The sequence below is a fragment of the Arthrobacter sp. UYP6 genome, from assembly GCF_040547315.1.
Lineage (GTDB): Bacteria > Actinomycetota > Actinomycetes > Actinomycetales > Micrococcaceae > Arthrobacter_B.
Genome location: NZ_JBEPPM010000004.1, coordinates 217,857 through 238,774, shown reverse-complemented (window position 1 = coordinate 238,774; position 20,918 = coordinate 217,857). Strand labels below are relative to the sequence as shown.

Genomic DNA, 20,918 nt, shown 5'->3' with positions numbered 1-20,918 from the left:
AACTAGCACGTTAAGCGCCGTTTGGCGCCGGTGACAGGCCCAAGGTGAGCGCTCCCGTCCATACTGGCCCCGGGAGGAGATTAGTGCTGCTGGTTGCTGGACCTGACAACCACCTCGTTGATCGCTATCCGGCGAGGCTGTGCCAGGGTGAATTCGATCACGGCGGCTATGTCTTCCGGGGTGAGCGTCACGTGCGAATACAGTTCTTCAGCAGCTTGGCGTGCCTTCGGATCGGTGATGTGGGTGGGCAGGTCGGTAGCCACAAAACCCGGCTCAATCACTGTCACTCTGACGTCCGGCAGCAGTTCCTGGCGCAGGCATTCCGAGAAGCCGATCAGGCCCCACTTAGTGGCGGCGTAGACGGCGTCTCCGGGCCGCGCCGTGCGTCCGGCAACGGAGGATACGTTGACGAGGTCCCCGCCGCCGTCGCGCAGTTGGTCCAGGAACACTTCAGTGGCAGTGATGGCGCCCAGCAGATTCACATTCACCATCTTCGGGTAGTCACTGTCCCGGTCCGGACCGAAATCGCCAAGCAGCATGACCCCGGCATTGTTGACCAGGACGTCGGCGCCGCCGAGTTCGTTTTTCACGCGTTGGGCAGCTGCCGCCACATCGGGCCGACGGGTGACGTCCGCTTGAAGGGGAACGACGCCGTCACCGAGTTCGGCGGCCAGCGCCTCAAGGCGGTCGATCCGCCGGGCAAGCAGCGCCAGACGATATCCGGCGGCACTCAGTGCCCGTGCGGTCGCAGCCCCGATGCCCGAAGAAGCTCCGGTGATCACGGCGACGCGTCCAGTGGGTGCCTGAGGAGTCATGGCAGGTGTCCTTTCCGGGTTGAGCTTCTTGTCCCGGTGCGGGTGGCGTTCCTTCCACCGTAGCTCCACCCCTCGCGGCTGATAAGTTCCGGTCCTGACTCCGGCCTTAAAGCGCGCCGGTTGGGCGCCGTGAACTGCGGGCAACGGGAGCAGCGAATGCGCGGCAGCCAAAGCCACTAGAATCAATACGATGTCTCCTCTAAATTCTCCGTCCGAATTCCCGCAGGCACCCGGCCTGGACCCCGCGATCAGCGCCGCCCTGAAGCGCGATGCCGCGGGCCTGGTGGCCGCCGTCGTCCAGCAGTACAACACCGGCGAGGTGCTGATGCTCGGCTGGATGGATGACGAAGCGCTGCACCGCACCCTGACTACGGGCCGGGTGACCTTCTGGTCCCGCTCACGGCAGGAATACTGGCGCAAGGGCGATACATCCGGGCACGTGCAGTGGGTCAAATCGGTGGCCCTGGACTGCGACGGCGATGCCCTGCTGGTCCGCGTGGACCAAGTAGGAGCCGCGTGCCACACCGGAACGCACACCTGCTTTGACGGCCGGGAACTCCCCGTTCTGGCCGCGACCGACGCCACCAGCTGACCCGGAAAGAAACACACACATGCAGGATTTAGGAGTTATCCGCCCCGGCCTCGAGGAATTCCGGGCGCTGGCCGCTGAACACCGCGTGGTTCCGGTGCACCTGAGCGTGCTGGCCGATGCGCACACGCCCATCGGCATTTACCGCAAGCTCACCGCGGGTGCGCCCGGGACCTTCCTGATGGAATCCGCGGCCGCCGGCGGCGTCTGGTCCCGGTACTCCTTCATTGGTGCCTCCTCCCGCGCCACATTGACCACGCACGACGGCGAGACCCACTGGCTGGGCGAACCGCCGGCCGGGGTGCCGCTGGACGGAAACCCCGTGGAGGCCGTGGCCCGCACCATCGAACTGCTGCAGACCGAACGGCTGGACGGCGTGCCGCCGTTCACCTCCGGCCTGGTGGGTTTTGTGGGCTGGGAAACCGTGCGGCACTGGGAGAAGCTGCCCCATCCTCCCGTGGATGACCTGGATCTGCCGGAGCTGGCCATGAACCTGGTCTCGGACATGGCCATCCACGACACCTCCAACGGCACCGTGATGCTGGTGGCCAACGCCATCAACATGGACGGCTCCGACGAACGGGTGGACGAGGCCTGGCACAACGCGGTCGCCCGCGTGAACTCGATGCTGCAGCGTCTGGCCGAACCCACCCCGCAGCCGGTCTCCGTGTTGAGCGGCGGCACGGTGGACACCTCCACCCTCACTGCGGGAGTGAAGGAATCCTGGCCCAAACCCGAGTACACCAGGGCGGTCCAGCGGGGCAAGGAAGCCATTGTGGACGGTGAAGTGTTTCAGGTGGTCATCTCCCGGCGCTTCGAAATGGAGTGCGAATCGGACCCGCTGGATGTGTATCGGGTGCTGCGCACCACCAATCCCAGCCCGTACATGTACCTGTTCAACTTCGAAGACTCCCGCGGCAACCCCTTCGCCGTCGTTGGGTCCTCGCCTGAAGCGCTGGTAACGGTCACCGGCAGCGAAGTCATCACCCACCCCATTGCCGGTTCCCGCCCGCGCGGCAGGACAACGGAGCTGGACCGGGCCCTGGCCGATGAGCTGCTGGCCGATGAAAAGGAACGCGCCGAACACCTGATGCTGGTGGATCTGGCCCGCAACGACCTCTCCAAGGTGTGCCTTCCCGGCAGCGTTGACGTCACCCAGTTCATGGAAGTGGAGCGGTTCAGCCACATCATGCACCTGGTCTCCACCGTGGTGGGCGAACTGGCGCCGCAGCGCACTGCCTATGATGTCCTTGCCGCAACCTTCCCGGCCGGCACCCTGTCCGGCGCCCCCAAACCGCGTGCCCTGCGGCTTTTGGACGAGCTGGAACCGCACCGCCGCGGCATCTACGGCGGCGTGGTGGGCTACCTGGACTTCGCGGGGGACATGGACATGGCCATCGCCATCCGGTCCGCACTGCTGCGCGACGGCAAAGCCTTTGTCCAGGCCGGCGGCGGCATTGTTGCGGACTCGGATCTGGAAGCCGAAGCGCAGGAAACGGTCAACAAAGCGGCAGCGCCGCTGCGTGCAGCCCTGATCGCCAAGGCCCTGGAAACAGTGGTGGAAACAGGTCCTCCCGGTACCGCCGTCTCGCAATCTTCTTTCGTCACCCCCCAATCTCCAGAGCAGGAAGTACCGCAGTGAGCACACCCACCAACCGGTGGCAGCGCAAGGGAACCGTCATCATGGCGGCGGTGCTGTTCGGCATCGCAGCCTTTGCCACCACCACGCGCACCTGGCTGAACGTTCAGCTGCCCCGCACCGCCGTCCAGACTCCCGATCTGGCGGTCTCGGGTTCCGACGCCGCGACGGCCGTCACCGCGTTCGCCATCGTTGCCATTACGGCCGGGCTGGCAGCCTCCATTGCCGGACCGGTGGCCCGCTGGATCGTCAGCGCTATCCTGCTGATCTCCGGAGCCGGCGTCACCGCCGCCAGCTGGACCGTGATCAGCGATCCAGTTCAGGGCGCCGCCGGCGCCGTGGGCCAGGCCATTGGTGTCAGCGGAGCAACAGACACGGTGATTACCCTGACCGCCATGCCGTGGGCGGCCTTGGTGTGCGGAATCCTGATTGCCCTCACCGGCATCTGGCTGGCAGTGGCCAGCCGCAGCTGGAAGTCCTCGCGCCGCTACGCACCGGCACCCGCCCCGGCGGAGAAAGCAGAAGGTGCGGCTGTGGAAGGCGGAGCTGCTTTCGAAGGCGGCGCTGCTCCAGAAGCCGGCGGAACCACCGTGGGGGAGGGAACGACGACGTCGTCCGCTTCCGCAGGGCCCGAACCTGTCGATGAGATTGACAGCTGGGACCGGCTGACGCGCGGGGATGACCCGACCAACTACCGCTGATTTTTTGTTTCTGGGACCCCGGCACGGCGCCGGGCCCGCCGAAGCCCCGCAATATGTGAGAGAGTTTCCGCCAGTCAATGGCAGAATGGAAACTGATTCGTCTAGAGGAGATTTACCATGAGCTCAAATGCCACCCGCAGCACCGTTGACACCAAGCCGGAAAATGAAGCCGAGCGTCACGCCAGCATCCACGATGAGACCATCGGGCACGGCAACACGCCCGCAGCCTGGACCTGCGTCCTGATCATGATCGCCGGCGCCGCTGTGTCCAGCGTCGGCTTCATCATCGCCAGCGTCCTGTGGTTCTGCATCGGCCTGGGCGTCATTGTCGTGGGCCTGCTGGTCGGCTTCGTCATGAAGAAGGCCGGCTACGGCGTGGGCGGCTCGAAGCTCTCCAATAACGGACACTAAATGAGCGTCCTGGACGACATCATCGCCGGCGTCTCCGAGGACCTCGAGACCCGCCGGCGATCGGTTCCGCTGGAGCAGATGCGGGAGCGTGCCCGTGCGGCCGCTCCTGCTCTGGACGCCTTTGCAGCACTGGGCGGGAACGATATTCCCCGGAAGGAACTGCGCGTTATTGCCGAGGTCAAGCGCAGCAGCCCCTCCAAGGGCGCCCTGGCGGAGATCGCTGATCCCGCCTCGCTGGCCGCCAGCTACGAGACCGGCGGTGCCGCGGTCATCAGCGTACTCACCGAACAGCGCCGCTTCGGCGGTTCCCTGGCTGACTTCGATGCAGTCCGGGCCGCGGTCCGGATCCCGCTGCTGCGCAAGGACTTCACTGTTGACGAATACCAGATCTGGGAAGCCCGCGCCCACGGCGCAGACCTGGTGCTGCTGATCGCGGCGGCACTGGACGACGCCCGGTTGAAGGACTTTCTGGCGCTCACCCATGAGCTGGGCATGAACGCCCTGGTGGAAACACACACGGCGCAGGAAGTTGAACGCGCCGTCGCCGTCGGAGCCCGAATCATCGGCGTGAACGTCCGCAACCTGAAAACCCTGGACGTGAACCGTTCGGTCTTCGCGCCGCTGGCCGGCAGCATCCCCGCCGCTGCACTCGTGATCGCAGAATCGGGCGTCCGGGACGCCGCCGACGTTGAGCAGTACGCCGCTGACGGTGCCAACGCCGTCCTGGTGGGCGAAGCCCTGGTGCGGCACAACGATCCGGCGGCCACCATCGCCGAGTTCACCCGCACCGGCCGCGACGCCATCGCGGCCCGCAGTCCGCACGGCAAAGGCTGACGGCAGGCCGATACAGAGCAATAATTCCCTGTCCGGACGGCCCGCCGCCCGGACCAAAGCAGGACAGGAACCAGCCCCATGACCGGGAACCCGGATACGACAGGCGCAGCACAGTCCGCCGCGTCACCAGCCTCTTCCACCGAGACCGCACCTGCGGACGATGCGCAGCGCGCTGCAGCCGGAACCGTCACGGAGGAGGTGGCCGAGGCGTTCCTCAATGTTCACGGTTCGCTGCGTCACGCCGCCGGACCCTACTTCGGTGAGTACGGCGGACGCTGGATGCCTGAATCCCTGGTTGCGGCGCTGGACGAGCTGGAAGACACCTTTAACAAGGCCAAAGCCGATCCGGAGTTCCGCGCCCAGATTGCTGACCTGAACAAGAACTACTCCGGGCGTCCGTCGCTGCTCACTGAGGCCAAGCGGTTCGCCCGGCACGCCGGCGGGGTGCGGATCTTCCTGAAACGCGAAGACCTGAACCACACCGGATCCCACAAGATCAACAACGTTCTGGGCCAGGCACTGCTGGCCAAGCGCATGGGCAAGACCCGCATCATCGCCGAAACCGGAGCGGGCCAGCACGGCGTGGCCAGCGCCACCGCCGCCGCCCTGCTGGGGCTGGAGTGCGTGGTCTATATGGGAGCCGAGGACTGCCGCCGGCAGGCCCTGAACGTTGCCCGGATGGAGCTGCTCGGTGCAACCGTGATCCCGGTGAGCCACGGGTCGGCCACCCTGAAGGACGCCATCAACGAAGCGCTGCGCGACTGGGTCGCCAACGTGGACAACACCCATTACCTGCTGGGCACCGCCGCCGGAGCGCATCCGTTCCCGGCCATGGTCCGCTACTTCCATGAAGTCATTGGCGAAGAGGCCCGGGCCCAGATGCTGGAGACGGCTGGCCGGCTGCCGGACGCCGTGTGCGCGTGCATCGGGGGCGGCTCCAACGCCATCGGCATTTTCCACGGCTTCCTGGATGACCCGGAGGTCAAGATTTACGGCTTCGAGGCCGGCGGCGACGGCGTCGAAACCGGCCGCCACGCCGCCACCATCACCCTGGGCCGGCCCGGAGTGCTGCACGGTGCCCGCTCCTACCTGATGCAGGACGAAGACGGCCAGACCGTGGAATCCCACTCCATCTCCGCCGGCCTGGACTACCCGGGCGTGGGCCCGGAGCACTCCTACCTCTCCGACATCGGCCGGGTCTCCTACGAACCCATCACCGACAGTGAAGCGATGGAGGCCTTCCAGCTGCTCTGCCGCACCGAAGGCATCATTCCTGCGATCGAGTCCGCGCACGCGCTGGCCGGAGCCATGAAGGTAGGCCAGCGGCTCGCCGCTGGAGCCGCCGACAACGGGGCTGATGCATCAGAGAAGATCGTGCTGGTGAACCTCTCCGGCCGCGGAGACAAAGACGTGGCAACAGCCGCGGAATGGTTCAACCTGCTCGATGACACATCAGCCGAAGCAGAAATCGGCAAAGAGGGGGAACAGCTGTGAGCACCGCAGTAGAGAACACATCCGGAGCCGGCACCTCCGCCGCCAGCAAGTCTGCAGCGGCCATTGACCGCGCCGCCGCTGACGGCCGCGCCGCGCTGATTGGCTACCTGCCGGCGGGGTACCCCAGCGTGCAGGAAACCATCGACGCCGGCATTGCACTGGCCCGCAACGGTGCGGACCTGATTGAGGTGGGCATCCCGTACTCGGACCCGGTGATGGACGGACACGTGATCCAGGCGGCCACCACGGAGGCGCTGGTGAACGGCTTCCGCGTGGCCCAGGTGTTCGACGTCGTCGCCGGCATTACTGCGGCCACTGACGCCGCCGTGCTGGTGATGACGTACTGGAATCCCGTGGTGCGCATGGGGGTGGACGAATTCTCCCGCCGCCTCGCTGAAGCCGGGGGAGCCGGGCTGATCACCCCTGACCTTGTCCCCGATGAGGCGTCGGAGTGGATGGCTGCCTCGGACACATACGGATTGGACCGGGTCTTCCTGGTGGCACCGTCCTCCACCCCCGAACGCATGAAGAGCACGGTCGCGGCCAGCCGCGGCTTTGTCTACGCGGTGTCCATTATGGGCGTCACGGGCGCGCGCACCTCGGTGAGTACTGCCGCCAAGGACGTGGTGTCCGCCGCCCGTGCGGCCGGCGCGCAGCGCGTTTGCGTGGGCCTTGGCGTCTCCAACTCCGGCCACGTCCGGGAAATCGGTGCGTATGCCGACGGCGTGATTGTGGGCACTGCGCTGGTGGCTGCACTGCGTGACGGCGGCGTCCCCGCTGTGGCGGACCTGACCCGTGAACTGAGCACCGGAACCCGAAAGAGCAACTAATGAACCTGATGTCCGTGACGGCTCCGGCCAGCATTCCCAGCCCGCCCGCGGACTTCAGCAGCTTCTCGCTGGGGCCGCTGACCATCCACGCCTATGCCCTGTGCATTCTGGCCGGCATCATCCTGGCCCTGTGGATGACGTCCGTGCGCTGGAAGCGCCGCGGGCTGCCGGATGAGGCCGTCTGGGACATTGCCATCTGGGCCATTCCCTTCGGCATCATCGGGGGCCGGCTTTACCACGTCATTTCCTCTCCGGCCGCCTATTTTGGCGCGGACGGGGACCTGTCCCTGATCCCGCAGATCTGGCGCGGCGGGCTGGGCATCTGGGGTGCCGTGGCACTCGGTGCGGTCGGTGCCTGGATCGGTTGCCGGCGGGCCGGCGTGAAGCTTTCCACCTTCGCCGATGTGGGTGTCCCGGGGCTGCTGCTGGCGCAGGCCGTGGGCCGCTGGGGCAACTGGTTTAACCAGGAGCTCTTCGGCGCCCCCACTGACGTGCCGTGGGGATTGGAAATTGACGCGAACAACCCCAACTTCCCGGACGGAACCGCCCCGGGCACCCTGTTCCACCCGACCTTCCTCTACGAGTCGCTGTGGTGCCTGGCCGGCGTGGCGCTGCTGCTGGCCCTGGACAAACGGTTCCGGCTGCGCGGCGGCCGCCTGTTCTGGATCTACGCTGCCTATTACACCCTGGGACGGCTCTGGATCGAGCTCCTACGCATCGACGACGCTGAAATGATTACGCTCTTCAGCGTCACACAACGGCTGAATGTTTGGACCAGCATCCTGATCTTCCTGTTCTCTGTTGGCATGTTCATTTTCCTAACAATCCGCGCAGGAAAAGGGCAAAACGGCTCCCTGTACCTGCCCGGCAGGGAACCGGCGACCGAGGCCGCCGCAGGTGACGCAGATAACAACACGGAAACGGAATCACGGGATTCCGGATCGGGCCCGTCAACGCCGCAGACGCGTGCTAATCTCGCAGAGACAAAAAACGAGGACACTGATTCTCAGAAGCCCGGGACACCGGGTACTGCCAAGTAGCACCGGCCCGGATTACCCTCCCGGCGGGTGCTCATGCCACGTAGACGTGGTCGCCCGGGAGGGAGCAGGGGAACAACCCCGCATCCCCTTTCCGTGAATGATCGAATCACTGCGGAGAGTTTCTCACCTTCCGCCGTGGGGCCAGCGTTGTCCCCTCCCACCGCTCAATCAGGGGGAAGGACATACCTCTCATGACTGAACCGTTTCCGCCCGGCGGCACACCAGCGCTTTCGCCGTTCACCCGCTTCGCCAACTTTCCGGCGGACTCCGGGCTGTACCGCGCCGAGAATGAAAAAGACGCCTGCGGGCTGGCCGTCATCGCCACCCTGCGCGGAGAGCCCGGGCACGACATCGTTGACGCCGCCCTGACCGCCCTGCGCAACCTTGAACACCGCGGCGCCGTAGGCGCCGACGAAGGCACCGGCGACGGTGCCGGGCTGCTCACCCAGGTACCCGACGAGTTCTTCCGCGCCGTCACCGCCTTTGACCTGCCCGCCGCCGGCACCTACGCTGTCGGCACCGCTTTCCTGCCCGCCGAGGGCCGGGAGCAGGACACCGCCCGCGCCGGCGTGGAAGCGATGGCTGAATCCGAAGGCCTGACCGTCCTGGGCTGGCGCGAGGTGCCGGTGGTGGCGGACCTCGTGGGCGCCATGTCCCGGGCCTGCATGCCGCACTTCGTCCAGGTGTTTCTGGCACCGGCCGACGGCGATGCCTCCGACTTGGATGCCCGCGCCTTCCGCGTGCGCAAAAGGTCGCAGAACAAGTTTGGCGTCTACTTCCCCTCACTGTCCTCCAAGACCATGGTCTACAAGGGCATGCTCACCACCGCGCAGCTGGAACCGTTTTATCCGGACCTCTCCGATCCGCGGTTCAAGACCAAGCTGGGCATTGTCCATTCCCGGTTCTCCACCAACACCTTCCCGTCCTGGCCGCTGGCCCAGCCGTTCCGCACCATTGCGCACAACGGCGAAATCAACACGGTCAAGGGCAACCGCAACTGGATGCGTGCCCGGCAGTCGCAGCTGAAGAACCCGCTGCTGGGGGAGACCCCGGAAGAGCTGTTCCCCATCTGCACCCCCGGCGCCTCCGACTCGGCGTCCTTCGATGAAGTGGCCGAGCTGCTGATGCTCTCCGGCCGGCCGATCACGCACGCCATCATGATGATGATCCCCGAGGCGTGGGAAAACCACGCCACCATGGATCCTGCCCGCCGCGCTTTTTACCAGTACCACTCCACCCTCATGGAGCCGTGGGACGGTCCCGCTGCGGTGTCCTTCACCGACGGCAACCAGGTGGGGGCGGTCCTGGACCGCAACGGCCTGCGCCCGGCCCGCTACTGGGTGACCGAGGACGGTCTGGTGGTGCTCGCCTCCGAGGTGGGTGTGGTGGACATTGATCCGGCGAAGGTGGTCCGCAAGGGCCGGGTCTCCCCGGGCAAGATGTTCCTGGTGGACACCGGGGCCGGCCGCCTGATCGAGGACGCGGAAATCAAGGCGGAAATGGCCGCCGCGAATCCGTGGGCTCAGTGGGTGAAGGAAAACCAGGTGTCCCTGGAAGACCTCCCGGAGCGCGAACACGTGCTGCACACCAAGGCCTCCATCAACCGGCGCCAGCGCACCTTCGGCTACACACAGGAAGAACTGCGCATCCTGCTGGGTCCGATGGCCCGCACCGGCGCCGAACCCCTGGGTGCCATGGGCTCGGATACGCCCATCGCCGTGCTTTCGCAGCGCCCGCGGCTGCTCTTTGACTACTTTGTCCAGTCCTTCGCCCAGGTCACCAATCCGCCGCTGGATTCCATCCGCGAAGAACTGGTCACCTCCATGCGTGCCTCCATTGGACCGGTGGGCAACCTGCTGGCCGCCGGCCAGGTCCGCACCCACCAGGTGGCGCTGAACTTCCCGGTGATCAACAATGACCAGCTGGCGAAGATCGCCAAACTGACCAACGCCGACGGCGAGCGGATTTCACTGAAGGTCCGCGGCCTCTACCGGCCGCAGGGCGGCGAGGCCGAACTGCGTGCCCGGATCTCGGAAATCTGCGAGAAGGTCTCCGGCGCCGTCAACCGCGGCATCGAGTACATCGTGCTCTCGGACCGTGACTCCAGCGCCCAGTGGGCGCCCATCCCGTCACTGCTGCTGCTCTCCGCCGTCCATCACCACCTGCTCAAGAGCGCCAACCGCACCAAGATCTCGCTGCTGATCGAAGCCGGGGATGTCCGCGAAGTCCATCACGTGGCAGTGCTCATGGGCTACGGTGCTTCCGCCGTGAACCCGTACCTGGCGATGGAAAGCTGCGAGGAACTGGTCCGCAACGGCGACATCACCGGGGTCAGCCGGGAAGAGGCCGTGGCCAACCTGATAAAGGGCCTGGGCAAAGGCGTGCTGAAGATTATGTCCAAAATGGGCATCTCCACCGTGGCCTCTTACTGCGGCGCGCAGACGTTCGAGGCCCTGGGCCTGGGCCAGGAACTCGTGGACGAATTCTTCCACGGCACCCAGACCCAGCTCGGCGGCGTCGGCCTGGACGTGATCGCCGCCGAAGCGGCCGCCCGGCACACCAGCGCCTACCCCGATGACGAAATCGAGGATCCGCACCGTCCGCTGGACAACGGCGGTGAATACCAGTGGCGCCGCGAAGGCCCGCCGCATCTGTTCAACCCGGAGACCGTGTTCCGGCTTCAGCACGCCACCCGCGAACGCCGCTATGACATCTTCAAGGCGTACACCAGCGGCGTGGATGACCAGGCCAAGAACCTCATGACCCTGCGCGGTCTGCTGGAATTCCGGGCGGGGGAGCGGCCCGGAATTCCGCTGGCGGAAGTGGAACCCGTCTCCGGCATCGTCAAGCGCTTCTCCACCGGCGCCATGAGCTACGGCTCCATCTCGCAGGAAGCCCACGAGACCCTTGCCATAGCCATGAACCGGCTCGGCGCCAAATCCAACACCGGCGAGGGCGGCGAAGACCCCGAACGGTTGCTGGATCCGGAGCGCCGCTCCGCCATAAAGCAGGTGGCCTCGGGCCGCTTCGGCGTCACCAGCCTGTACCTCACCAACGCCGAGGACATCCAGATCAAGATGGCCCAGGGCGCCAAGCCCGGCGAAGGCGGCCAGCTGATGGCGCAGAAGGTCTATCCGTGGGTGGCCCGCACCCGGCACTCCACGCCCGGCGTCGGCCTTATTTCCCCGCCGCCGCACCACGATATTTACTCCATCGAGGACCTCGCCCAGCTGATCTACGACCTCAAGCGCTCCAACCCGAGCGCCCGGGTCCACGTCAAGCTCGTCTCGGAAGCCGGGATCGGCACCGTGGCGGCGGGCGTGACCAAGGCCAAGGCCGACGTCGTCCTCGTCTCCGGACACGACGGCGGCACCGGCGCCTCGCCGCTGAACTCACTCAAGCACGCCGGGGCTCCCTGGGAACTCGGCCTCGCCGAAACCCAGCAGACCCTGATGCTCAACGGCCTGCGCGACCGTGTGGTGGTGCAGGTGGACGGCCAGCTCAAGACCGGCCGCGACGTGGTGATTGCCGCGCTGCTGGGCGGTGAGGAGTTTGGCTTCGCGACCGCTCCGCTGGTGGTCTCCGGCTGCGTCATGATGCGCGTCTGCCACCTGGACACCTGTCCGGTGGGCGTGGCGACGCAGAATCCCGAACTGCGGGCACGATTCTCCGGAAAGCCCGAATTCGTGGTGAATTTCTTCGAGTTCCTGGCCGAGGAAGTACGGGAAATCCTCGCCGAACTTGGCTTCAGGTCGCTCGAAGAAGCCATTGGCCACACCGAACTGCTGGACACCAAGGCGGCGGTTGACCACTGGAAGGCGGACGGGCTGGACCTGGAGCCAATCCTGCGCGGCGCCGACGTCGTCGAGCCCGGAACGCCGATGCGCAACATGGTTCCGCAGAACCATGACCTGGACTCGCACTTCGACAACAAACTGATCGAAATGAGCGCGGACGCCCTGGCCAACCGCAGCCCGGTACGCATCACGCTGGACGTGGTCAACACCGACCGCTCGGTGGGCACCATGCTCGGGCACACCGTCACCAAGACGTTCGGCATCGACACCCTGGCCACCGACACCATCGATGTGACCCTCACCGGGCAGGCCGGACAGTCGCTCGGCGCGTTCCTGCCGGCCGGCATCACGCTGCGCCTGCTGGGAGACTCTAACGACTACGTGGGCAAGGGCCTCTCCGGCGGACGGATTATTGTCCGCCCGGACCGCGCCAACGTTTTTGACGCCGCCCGCAACGTCATTGCCGGCAACGTGATCGGTTACGGCGCCACCAGCGGCGAAATGTTCCTGCGCGGCCAGGTGGGCGAACGCTTCCTGGTCCGCAACTCCGGAGCCACCGCGGTGGTCGAAGGAATCGGCGACCACGGCTGCGAATACATGACCGGGGGACAGGCCCTGATCCTGGGCCCCACGGGACGCAACTTCGGCGCCGGCATGTCCGGCGGAACAGCCTATCTGCTGGACCTGCGGCCTGAGCGGATCAACAAGGATGCCCTGGACAAGGGCGAGCTCCGCCTGGAGTCCCTGGACGCCGAAGACGCGGACATTGTCCGGGCCCTGATGATCCGACACGTCGAAGAAACCGAATCGGCGCTGGCAGCGTCCCTGCTGGAGGACTTTTCCAACACCGCCGGCCGCATGACCAAGGTGCTGCCGCGTGACTTCGCAGCCGTACTGGACGCCCGCGCCTCCGCCGTCGAAGCGGGCCTTGACCCCGACGGCGCCGAAGCATGGACCCGAATTTTGGAGGTAACCGGTGGCTGACCCACGCGGATTCTTGAAAGTACGCGAACGCCAGACCCAGCCGCGCCGGCCCGTACCCGTGCGCATTATGGATTGGAAAGAGGTCTACGAAGCGCAGGAAAAGGGCGTCCTGAAGGCCCAGGCAGGACGCTGCATGGACTGCGGCATTCCGTTCTGCCACCAGGGGTGCCCGCTGGGCAACCTCATTCCGGAGTGGAATGACCTGATGTACCGGGGCAAAGGGCGCGAAGCCATTGAACGGCTGCATGCCACGAACAACTTTCCGGAGTTTACCGGGCGGCTCTGCCCGGCACCGTGCGAATCCTCCTGCGTGCTGGGCATCAACCAGCCGGCCGTGACCATTAAGCAGGTCGAGGTCTCCATCATCGACCAGGCCTTCGACGAAAACTGGGTGACCCCGCACGCCCCCGAGCGGCTCACGGACAAAACCATCGCCGTCGTCGGCTCCGGACCCGCCGGGCTGGCCGTGGCCCAGCAGCTGACCCGCGCCGGGCACACCGTTGCCGTGTACGAACGGGACGACAAGATTGGCGGGCTGCTGCGCTACGGCATCCCGGACTTCAAGATGGAAAAGCTGCAGATTGACCGGCGCCTGGACCAGATGCGCGCCGAAGGCACCCGGTTCCGCACCGGCGTCGAAGTGGGCCGGGACATCAGCTGGGAACAGCTGCGCCGCCGGTACGACGCCGTCGTCGTCGCCACCGGGGCCACCGTTCCCCGGGACCTGCCCATTCCGGGCCGCGAACTGGCCGGCGTGCACTTTGCCATGGAATACCTGGTGCAGGCCAACCGTGCGGTGGCGGGGGAGCGGGTGCGGAACCAGATCAGCGCCGAGGGCAAGCATGTGGTGATCCTCGGCGGCGGCGACACCGGCGCGGACTGCCTGGGCACCGCACACCGCCAGCAGGCCGCATCAGTGACCACCCTGGCCATCGGCCAGCAGCCGCCGGCCGAGCGTGCCGCGCACCAGCCGTGGCCCACCTACCCAACGCTGTTCGAAACCGCCAGTGCCCACGAGGAAGGCGGGCAACGGACCTACCTGGCCTCCACCGTGGAGTTTGTGGGCGAAAACGGACAACTCACCGGCGTGAAGATTGCCGAAACCGAGTTTGTGGACGGCCGGCGCGTGCCCAAGGCGGGCACCGATCGGATTATTCCCGCTGACCTGGTGTTCCTCTCCCTGGGATTCACCGGTCCGGAACCTGCGGGGTTGGCCGAGCAGGTGCATACAGAGTTTGATGAGCGCTCGAATGTGTCGCGTGACGGCTATTACATGACGAACACGCCGGGTGTGTTTGCCGCGGGCGACGCCGGCCGCGGACAGTCCCTGATTGTGTGGGCAATTGCGGAGGGCCGTGCATGCGCTGCCGCCGTGGATCAGTGGCTCACCGGCTCCACCCGGCTGCCGGCGCCGGTGGCTCCGAGCGACCGGGCGATTTCGGTCCTGTAACTGCCACAGTGGACAACAGGCAGGCGCCGGCAGTGTGCGGCGCCTGCCTCTGTGCAGTGCCCGCTGAGAGAAAGAACACGGGGCGTTGTGTCCGTCCAGAACGGATGCTACGGCCCGGCTCCATGCGTAATTGGCCCGAGGAGACTAGGCTTGAGGATATGAGACGCGCAAAAATTGTGGCCACATTTGGCCCCGCAATCGCCAGTTATGAAAACACGCTCGCGGTTCTCCGTGCAGGTGTGGACGTTGCTCGCATGAACATGAGCCACGGAGATCACGACGTACATAAGTCCGTCTATGACAACGTGCGCCGTGCATCCGAAGAGCTGGGTAAGCCGGTTGGTATTTTCGCCGACCTGCAGGGCCCCAAGATCCGACTGGGACGTTTTGTTGACGGCCCGCATTTCCTGAACAAGGGTGACGTTTTCACGATCACCATCGAAGACGTTCCGGGTACCAAGGACATCGTGTCCACCACCCACACCGGATTGCCCAATGACGTCAACGTGGGGGATACCCTGCTTGTTGACGACGGCAAGGTGTCGCTGCGCGCCACCGCTGTGGACAACGTCAAGGTGGTCACCGAGGTGACCGTTCCGGGCCCGGTTTCCAACAACAAGGGCCTGAATCTGCCCGGCGTTGCCGTGAGCGTTCCCGCCATGAGCGACAAGGATGAGGCCGACCTCCGGTGGGCCATCCGCACCGGCGTGGACATGGTTGCCCTGTCCTTCGTTCGCAATGCCGTTGATGTGCGCCGTGTCCACGAAATCATGGACGAAGAAGGCCGCCGCGTTCCGGTCATCGCAAAGATCGAGAAGCCGCAGGCTGTTGCCGCCATCGAGGAAATCATTGACGCGTTCGACGCGATCATGGTTGCCCGTGGTGACCTTGGCGTTGAGCTTCCCCTGGAAGATGTGCCCCTGGTGCAGAAGAACGCCATTGAGCTGGCCCGCCGCTGGGCCAAGCCGGTTATCGTGGCCACCCAGGTCCTGGAATCCATGATCGATAGCCCGCGCCCCACCCGCGCCGAGGCTTCCGACTGCGCCAACGCCGTCCTTGACGGTGCCGACGCCGTGATGCTTTCCGGTGAGACGTCCGTGGGTAAGTACCCGATCGAGACCGTGACCACCATGGCACGCATCATCGAGTCCACTGAAGAGCACGGACTGAACCGCGTGCCGGCCCTGGGCTCCAAGCCCCGCACCCGCGGCGGCGCCATCACCCGTGCCGCTGTCGAGATTGCCGACCAGCTCGATGCCAAGTTCGTGTGCACCTTCACCCAGTCCGGAGATTCGGCCCGCCGGCTCTCCCGCCTGCGCCCGAAGAAGCCCGTCCTGGCCTTCACCCCGGTGGAGGAAACCTACCGGTACATGACCCTCTTCTGGGGCATCCAGCCGATGCTGGTGGAGTTCGCCGAGAACACCGACCAGATGACCGCCCAGGTGGACCGCACGCTGTTCGAAAACGACCTCGTGGAGCTTGATGACCTTGTGGTCATCGCCGCCGGTTCGCCTCCCGGACAGGCCGGTTCCACCAACTCCATCAAGGTCCACAAGGTGGGGGACATCGCGGACGCAGGCCAGCGTCTCGAAGGTCAGATGCAGGTTAAGGAAAAGGTTGGCCCCTGGCCGATCAAGAGCTCCAACAAGGGCAAGGCCAAGTCCATCTAGTTCGGATCCGGCTTTTCCATCAAAGCTGCCCGGCCGGGTTCTCCGGCCGGGCAGCTTTTTGTTCTCTCAATATCCATTTCCATACCTCTATATCCAATTTTCCGGATATAAGCCCTCAATCTCCTCACCTCACCTCGCCGGGGTACACCGGTCGTGGCTGCTCCGTTTTAGTCGCCTCCCGATCGCCGCGTCCAAAGCGCCCTAGAGGGGGAGGGAGGGCCCTGGCAGGTGGTTTGTCCTGTGCCGGCCTTATATCGCAGAGAAGGATGGTTCTGCTGATACGAGGAGCCGATACTGGGATAAGCCTGTCCGGACACCGCACGCCGGCACCACGCTGCAGAGGCGGCCAGCAGGTTCCGTATACCCGAACCGAAAGCGGGAATCCGAAATGAGTTTCTGGGATAACTTGTGGGACATCGTGTGGTGGGTCTTCAGCGCCACGGTGTTCTTTGCTTACCTGTTCACGCTCTTTGCCGTGATTGGCGACCTCTTCCGTGACCAAAGCCTGAATGGCTGGGCGAAAGCCATCTGGATCATCTTCATGGTCTTCCTCCCGTTCCTGACCGTTCTCGTCTACATCATTGCCCGCGGCAAGGGCATGAACGAACGCGCCATGGAACGCTCCCGGGCGGCTCGGGAGTCCACCGAGGAGTACATCCGCCGGGTTGCGGCGAGCCCCAGCGAGGAGATCTCCAAAGCGCAGGATCTCCTCAACGCAGGGTCAATCAACCAAGAGGAGTTCCAGGCGATCAAGAACAGGGCCCTGGCTGCAGCCTGACGGCGGGGAATTGTCGGTGCTGGAGCACAGAGCCCCGCCCGACGACGTCGGGCGGGGCTCTTGAATCCTGCGATGCCGCTTTTCGAAGCGGGCGTGATGCGGCGGAAGGCTAGTTGACCTGATTGATAATGGTCTCGGCGACTTCGCGCATGCTCAGTCGACGGTCCATGGACGTCTTCTGGATCCAGCGGAAGGCCTCGGGCTCGGTGAGACCCATTTTGGTGGTCAGCAGCGACTTGGCGCGCTCCACCAGCTTGCGGGTGGCGAACTGTTCCTTGAGGTCGCTGACCTCTTCCTCGAGGGCCTTGATCTCCTCATGGCGGGACAGCGCAATCTCGATGGCCGGGATCAGGTCCGCGGGAGTGAAGGGCTTGACCACGTAGGCCATGGCCCCGGCCTCGCGGGCGCGCTCCACCAGTTCCTTCTGGCTGAAAGCGGTCAGCAGGACCACGGGGGCGATCCGGGCCTTGACGATCTGCTCGGCGGCCGTGATGCCGTCCATGACGGGCATCTTCACGTCCATCAGGACCAGATCGGGCTTGAGTTCCATGGCGAGGGCGACGGCCTTTTCGCCGTTATCGGCTTCCCCGACCACGTCGTAACCCTCACCGGTGAGGATTTCCACGATATCGAGGCGGATCAGCGTCTCATCCTCGGCGACAATGACGCGCCGCGCCGGTGTGTTGGAGGGGGCGGGCTCGGTTGATTCAGACACAGGTGCTCCTCAGAATGCGGTTGGACTGCCGTGTGCGAACAGACAGTTCACAGAAATAGCCTATCCGCATGTAGAGTAGATTCGCGCCCAACACGGAATGTGAACTTTGTGATTCATACCGCAGGGCCGGCCCGAATGGCGGAATTGGCAGACGCGCTGCACTCAAAATGCAGTATCGAGAGGTGTGTGGGTTCGAGTCCCACTTCGGGCACCGTGTGATGAGTCGGGACATCGTTCACGGATGAGTCGCGACATAGGCAACACCCCGGTCTTCGGATCGGGGTGTTTTCTTTTGTCTGGGCTGATAGTCGTGTGTGGGGTCCACGCTCAGTACGCTTAGGGAGCGAGCTCACGTTATTCGGGTTGCGGACCACCTCTGTGGGCTCGCCGCAGCACAGGTTCCCACTGTCTGGGGCTGGTGTGGCTGGTGCGGCTGGTGTGGCTGGTGCGGTCGCAGGAGCCCCAGTAGAGCACAGAGGGTGGGAACCTGTGTCGGAGCAAGGGACCGAGAACAGGGAACAGGCACCGGGAGCAGGTTGCAGAGGCCGGAGATCTCGAACGGGTGGGAACCTGTGTCGGATCAAGGTCTCGAAGGGGTGGGACCCTGTGTCGGATCAGGGGCTGAAAGCAGCCGGAGGGTCGAAGTGGCCGACGGGGTGTTCCCTGGTGCGCATTCGCGGTGCGAGCTCACGTTATTCGGGTTGCGGACAACCTCTGTGGGCTCGCCGCAGCACAGGTTCCCACTGTCTGGGGCTGGTGTGGCTGGTGCGGTCGCAGGAGCCCCAGTAGAGCACAGAGGGTGGGAACCTGTGTCGGAGCAAGGGCCGAAAGCAGCCGGAGGGTGGAAGTGACCGGAGGGGGCGGGGGATTAGGGCTGTTCACTGGTGCATGAGAGGTGCGCACAGGTGTACCAGGGGTGCCGTCGGATATGACAGGACAAAATGCTGCCTCGCTTCGTCAGGGCGGGCAGGCCATCTCGGCAGCAGCCCTCAGTCCGCGACGGTTCCGCAATGGCCGTGGACGGCGGCCCAACCACAAGAGAGGAGGGCTCGGCTGATCTTCCGGTGACGAGGCGGTCGTCGCTGCTGTAAGGCAACTGTTTGACAGGACAAACTCTGCGGGGCAGGATGTGGATGTGGCCCCGGTCACACCTCAGCCAGTAGGAGCGGCGGCTGCCGTCCGCAGCGGAAAGGCCGGTGGTTGTAGTGCCTTACGATGTGCTCACTATGGGACGGATCAGCGTTGACGTCTACCCGCAGGACATCGGGGTGGATCTGGCTGACGTCACCTCCTTCGCCAAGTATCTGGGCGGATCACCGTCCAATGTTGCAGTAGCCGCGGCCCGGCACGGGCGCCGGACAGCAGTCATTACCCGCACCGGATCAGATCCGTTCGGAGCGTATCTGCGCCGGGAACTGCAGAAGTTCGGCGTCGACGACACCATGGTCAGTGCGGTGTCCGGGCTGCAGACCCCCGTCACGTTTTGCGCCATCAAACCGCCGGAGAACTTTCCGCTTTACTTCTACGGACGCTTCCCAACGGCACCGGACCTGCAGATTGCATCCGACGAGCTGAATCTGGCCGCCGTCCGTGACGCCGGTATCTTTTGGTCTACTGTGACGGGCCTATGCCAGGACCCCAGCCGGAGCGCCCACTTCACCGCGCATCAGGCCCGGCCCAGGAACGCTCTGGGGCCAGATCAGCACACCGTGCTGGATTTGGACTATCGGCCAATGTTCTGGGCCTCCGAAGATGAAGCCCGGGAGCAGATCGCTCGCATCCTGCCCTGTGTCACGGTTGCGGTGGGCAATACCAAGGAATGTTCGGTAGCGGTGGGAGAGGGAACACCCGATGAGCAGGCCGACCGGCTGCTGGAAACAGGCGTACGGCTGGCGGTGGTCAAACTCGGTCCCGACGGCGTGCTGGCCAAATCCGCCACGGAGCGCGTGGTCTCGGCGCCGGTTCCGGTAGAGACGGTCAACGGACTGGGTGCCGGCGACGCCTTTGGCGGAGCGTTGTGCCATGGGCTGCTGGCGGGGTGGAACCTGGCAGCGGTGCTGGAATACGCCAACGCGGCGGGTGCCCTGGTGGCGTCCCGGGTTTCCTGCGCCGATGCCATGCCGACACCGCGTGAAGTCATTGAACTGCTGGCTTCACGCGGCCGGTTGGTGCCGGAACTCCTGGAGACAGCCCCTTGAAAGACTGCGACGATAGTCCCGGACGCTACGAGCACCTCACCCGCACCCGGCTGGAAGACCCGCTAGCCATCAGCCGGGCGGCCGCTGAACGCCGCCCGCACCCCGGGCCGCAGCTGGGACGACAGAACTTCATTGTTGCTGCCGACCATCCGGCCCGCGGTGCGCTGGCCGTGGGTAAGCGGGACATGGCGATGGCGGACCGCCACGACCTGCTGGACCGGCTGCAAACCGCACTGGCCCACCCGGCAGTTGACGGTGTGCTGGCCACCCCGGACATCATGGATGACCTGCTCCTTCTCGGTGCTTTGGATGGGAAGCTGTTATTCGGATCCATGAACCGCGGCGGGCTGGCCGGTTTGGTCAACGAACCGGATGACCGCTTCACAGGCCACACCGCTGCGGCGTTGCAGGCGCTGGGCGCCACCGGCGGCAAAATGCTTACCCGCATCTGTCTGGGCGACCCGGCAACGGTCAGCATGCTGGAGTCAACGGCGAAAGCCATCGACAGCCTCGCTGAGCGGCGCCTGGTGGCGATGGTGGAACCGTTTCTGTCCGTGTGGGACCACGGTCGACTGCGCAACGACCTGACCCCAGACGCCGTCATCACCTCCATGGCCATTGCTTCCGGATTGGGGTCCACCAGCGCGTACACCTGGCTGAAGCTGCCCGTGGTCCCCGAGATGGAACGGATTCTGGCAGCCACCACTATGCCCGCCGTCCTGCTGGGTGGAGATCCGTCCGGATCACCGCAGGAAACGTTCGACCGCTGGCAAACGGCATTGAAGCTGCCCGGCGTCCAGGGCCTGACCGTAGGCCGGACGCTGCTGTACCCCAAGAGCGGAGACGTAGGCGAGGCCGTGGCCACGGCGGCGTCGCTGCTGAATGGCGTGAAGCTGAACGGCGTGAACCTGAACAATCGTCCTGACCGGAACGGTCGCACCGAACAGGAAGTGTCAGCCTCATGAAAACGCGC

The 20,918-nt window shown here is 65.2% G+C and carries 16 protein-coding genes and 1 tRNA gene; 15 read left to right on the top strand and 2 right to left on the bottom strand.

What is annotated here, in order from left to right:
* Positions 1-80: 80 nt before the first annotated feature.
* Positions 81-815 (bottom strand): SDR family oxidoreductase, encoded by a 735-nt coding sequence (locus ABIB35_RS05420; RefSeq protein ID WP_354179534.1) that lies wholly within the window; start codon positions 813-815, stop codon positions 81-83.
* 190 nt (positions 816-1,005) lie between these two features.
* Here ABIB35_RS05420 and hisI point away from each other — a divergent pair, with 190 nt between their 5' ends.
* The 12 genes from hisI to ABIB35_RS05360 all read left to right on the top strand — a co-directional run bounded on the left by hisI (position 1,006) and on the right by ABIB35_RS05360 (position 17,032).
* On the top strand, positions 1,006-1,407 hold the full coding sequence (gene hisI, locus ABIB35_RS05415) for a phosphoribosyl-AMP cyclohydrolase (RefSeq protein ID WP_354179532.1): 402 nt from the start codon (positions 1,006-1,008) through the stop codon (positions 1,405-1,407).
* Between the two features lie 19 nt (positions 1,408-1,426).
* On the top strand, positions 1,427-3,046 hold the full coding sequence (locus tag ABIB35_RS05410) for an anthranilate synthase component I (protein ID WP_354179530.1): 1,620 nt from the start codon (positions 1,427-1,429) through the stop codon (positions 3,044-3,046).
* Positions 3,043-3,744 (top strand): Trp biosynthesis-associated membrane protein, encoded by a 702-nt coding sequence (locus ABIB35_RS05405; protein ID WP_354179528.1) that lies wholly within the window; start codon positions 3,043-3,045, stop codon positions 3,742-3,744. Before ABIB35_RS05410 ends, ABIB35_RS05405 begins: the two co-directional genes overlap by 4 nt.
* A gap of 117 nt (positions 3,745-3,861) precedes the next feature.
* Positions 3,862-4,155 carry an HGxxPAAW family protein gene (locus ABIB35_RS05400; RefSeq protein ID WP_354179527.1) on the top strand — a complete coding sequence of 98 codons (294 nt, stop codon included), beginning with the start codon at positions 3,862-3,864 and terminating at the stop codon, positions 4,153-4,155.
* Positions 4,156-4,989 carry an indole-3-glycerol phosphate synthase TrpC gene (gene trpC, locus ABIB35_RS05395; protein ID WP_354179525.1) on the top strand — a complete coding sequence of 278 codons (834 nt, stop codon included), beginning with the start codon at positions 4,156-4,158 and terminating at the stop codon, positions 4,987-4,989.
* Positions 4,990-5,067: 78 nt separating this feature from the next.
* Complete coding sequence (gene trpB, locus ABIB35_RS05390; protein ID WP_354179524.1) at positions 5,068-6,483, top strand: tryptophan synthase subunit beta; 1,416 nt, start codon at positions 5,068-5,070, stop codon at positions 6,481-6,483.
* Positions 6,480-7,313, top strand: coding sequence for a tryptophan synthase subunit alpha (trpA, locus tag ABIB35_RS05385; protein ID WP_354179522.1), 834 nt, complete (start codon positions 6,480-6,482; stop codon positions 7,311-7,313). The genes trpB and trpA overlap by 4 nt, the downstream gene beginning before the upstream one ends.
* The gene (gene lgt, locus ABIB35_RS05380) at positions 7,313-8,353 is read left to right on the top strand and encodes a prolipoprotein diacylglyceryl transferase (RefSeq protein WP_354179520.1); all 1,041 of its coding nucleotides are present in this window, start codon (positions 7,313-7,315) and stop codon (positions 8,351-8,353) included. The genes trpA and lgt overlap by 1 nt, the downstream gene beginning before the upstream one ends.
* Before the next feature lie 191 nt (positions 8,354-8,544).
* Complete coding sequence (gene gltB / locus ABIB35_RS05375; RefSeq protein WP_354179518.1) at positions 8,545-13,134, top strand: glutamate synthase large subunit; 4,590 nt, start codon at positions 8,545-8,547, stop codon at positions 13,132-13,134.
* Complete coding sequence (locus ABIB35_RS05370) at positions 13,127-14,584, top strand: glutamate synthase subunit beta (RefSeq protein WP_354179517.1); 1,458 nt, start codon at positions 13,127-13,129, stop codon at positions 14,582-14,584. Before gltB ends, ABIB35_RS05370 begins: the two co-directional genes overlap by 8 nt.
* Before the next feature lie 158 nt (positions 14,585-14,742).
* Complete coding sequence (gene pyk, locus ABIB35_RS05365; RefSeq protein WP_354179515.1) at positions 14,743-16,254, top strand: pyruvate kinase; 1,512 nt, start codon at positions 14,743-14,745, stop codon at positions 16,252-16,254.
* Between the two features lie 388 nt (positions 16,255-16,642).
* Positions 16,643-17,032, top strand: coding sequence for a PLDc N-terminal domain-containing protein (locus ABIB35_RS05360; RefSeq protein WP_354179513.1), 390 nt, complete (start codon positions 16,643-16,645; stop codon positions 17,030-17,032).
* 109 nt (positions 17,033-17,141) lie between these two features.
* Here the strand turns inward: ABIB35_RS05360 and ABIB35_RS05355 are convergent, their stop codons facing one another.
* Positions 17,142-17,747, bottom strand: coding sequence for an ANTAR domain-containing response regulator (locus ABIB35_RS05355; RefSeq protein WP_354179511.1), 606 nt, complete (start codon positions 17,745-17,747; stop codon positions 17,142-17,144).
* 129 nt (positions 17,748-17,876) lie between these two features.
* Here ABIB35_RS05355 and ABIB35_RS05350 point away from each other — a divergent pair.
* The 3 genes from ABIB35_RS05350 to ABIB35_RS05340 all read left to right on the top strand — a co-directional run bounded on the left by ABIB35_RS05350 (position 17,877) and on the right by ABIB35_RS05340 (position 20,910).
* A tRNA-Leu gene (locus ABIB35_RS05350) sits at positions 17,877-17,958 on the top strand.
* Between the two features lie 994 nt (positions 17,959-18,952).
* Positions 18,953-19,945 (top strand): 5-dehydro-2-deoxygluconokinase, encoded by a 993-nt coding sequence (gene iolC, locus ABIB35_RS05345; RefSeq protein WP_354179510.1) that lies wholly within the window; start codon positions 18,953-18,955, stop codon positions 19,943-19,945.
* The gene (locus ABIB35_RS05340; protein ID WP_354179508.1) at positions 19,942-20,910 is read left to right on the top strand and encodes a Cgl0159 family (beta/alpha)8-fold protein; all 969 of its coding nucleotides are present in this window, start codon (positions 19,942-19,944) and stop codon (positions 20,908-20,910) included. Before iolC ends, ABIB35_RS05340 begins: the two co-directional genes overlap by 4 nt.
* Positions 20,911-20,918: the final 8 nt, after the last annotated feature.

Excerpts from the sequence above, each read along its gene's own strand:
- ABIB35_RS05420 (WP_354179534.1), bottom strand. The coding sequence starts at position 815 with ATGACTCCTCAGGCACCCACTGGACGCGTCGCCGTGATCACCGGAGCT.
- hisI (WP_354179532.1), top strand. The coding sequence starts at position 1,006 with ATGTCTCCTCTAAATTCTCCGTCCGAATTCCCGCAGGCACCCGGCCTG.
- ABIB35_RS05410 (WP_354179530.1), top strand. The coding sequence starts at position 1,427 with ATGCAGGATTTAGGAGTTATCCGCCCCGGCCTCGAGGAATTCCGGGCG.
- ABIB35_RS05400 (WP_354179527.1), top strand. The coding sequence starts at position 3,862 with ATGAGCTCAAATGCCACCCGCAGCACCGTTGACACCAAGCCGGAAAAT.
- trpC (WP_354179525.1), top strand. The coding sequence starts at position 4,156 with ATGAGCGTCCTGGACGACATCATCGCCGGCGTCTCCGAGGACCTCGAG.
- trpB (WP_354179524.1), top strand. The coding sequence starts at position 5,068 with ATGACCGGGAACCCGGATACGACAGGCGCAGCACAGTCCGCCGCGTCA.
- lgt (WP_354179520.1), top strand. The coding sequence starts at position 7,313 with ATGAACCTGATGTCCGTGACGGCTCCGGCCAGCATTCCCAGCCCGCCC.
- gltB (WP_354179518.1), top strand. The coding sequence starts at position 8,545 with ATGACTGAACCGTTTCCGCCCGGCGGCACACCAGCGCTTTCGCCGTTC.
- pyk (WP_354179515.1), top strand. The coding sequence starts at position 14,743 with ATGAGACGCGCAAAAATTGTGGCCACATTTGGCCCCGCAATCGCCAGT.
- ABIB35_RS05360 (WP_354179513.1), top strand. The coding sequence starts at position 16,643 with ATGAGTTTCTGGGATAACTTGTGGGACATCGTGTGGTGGGTCTTCAGC.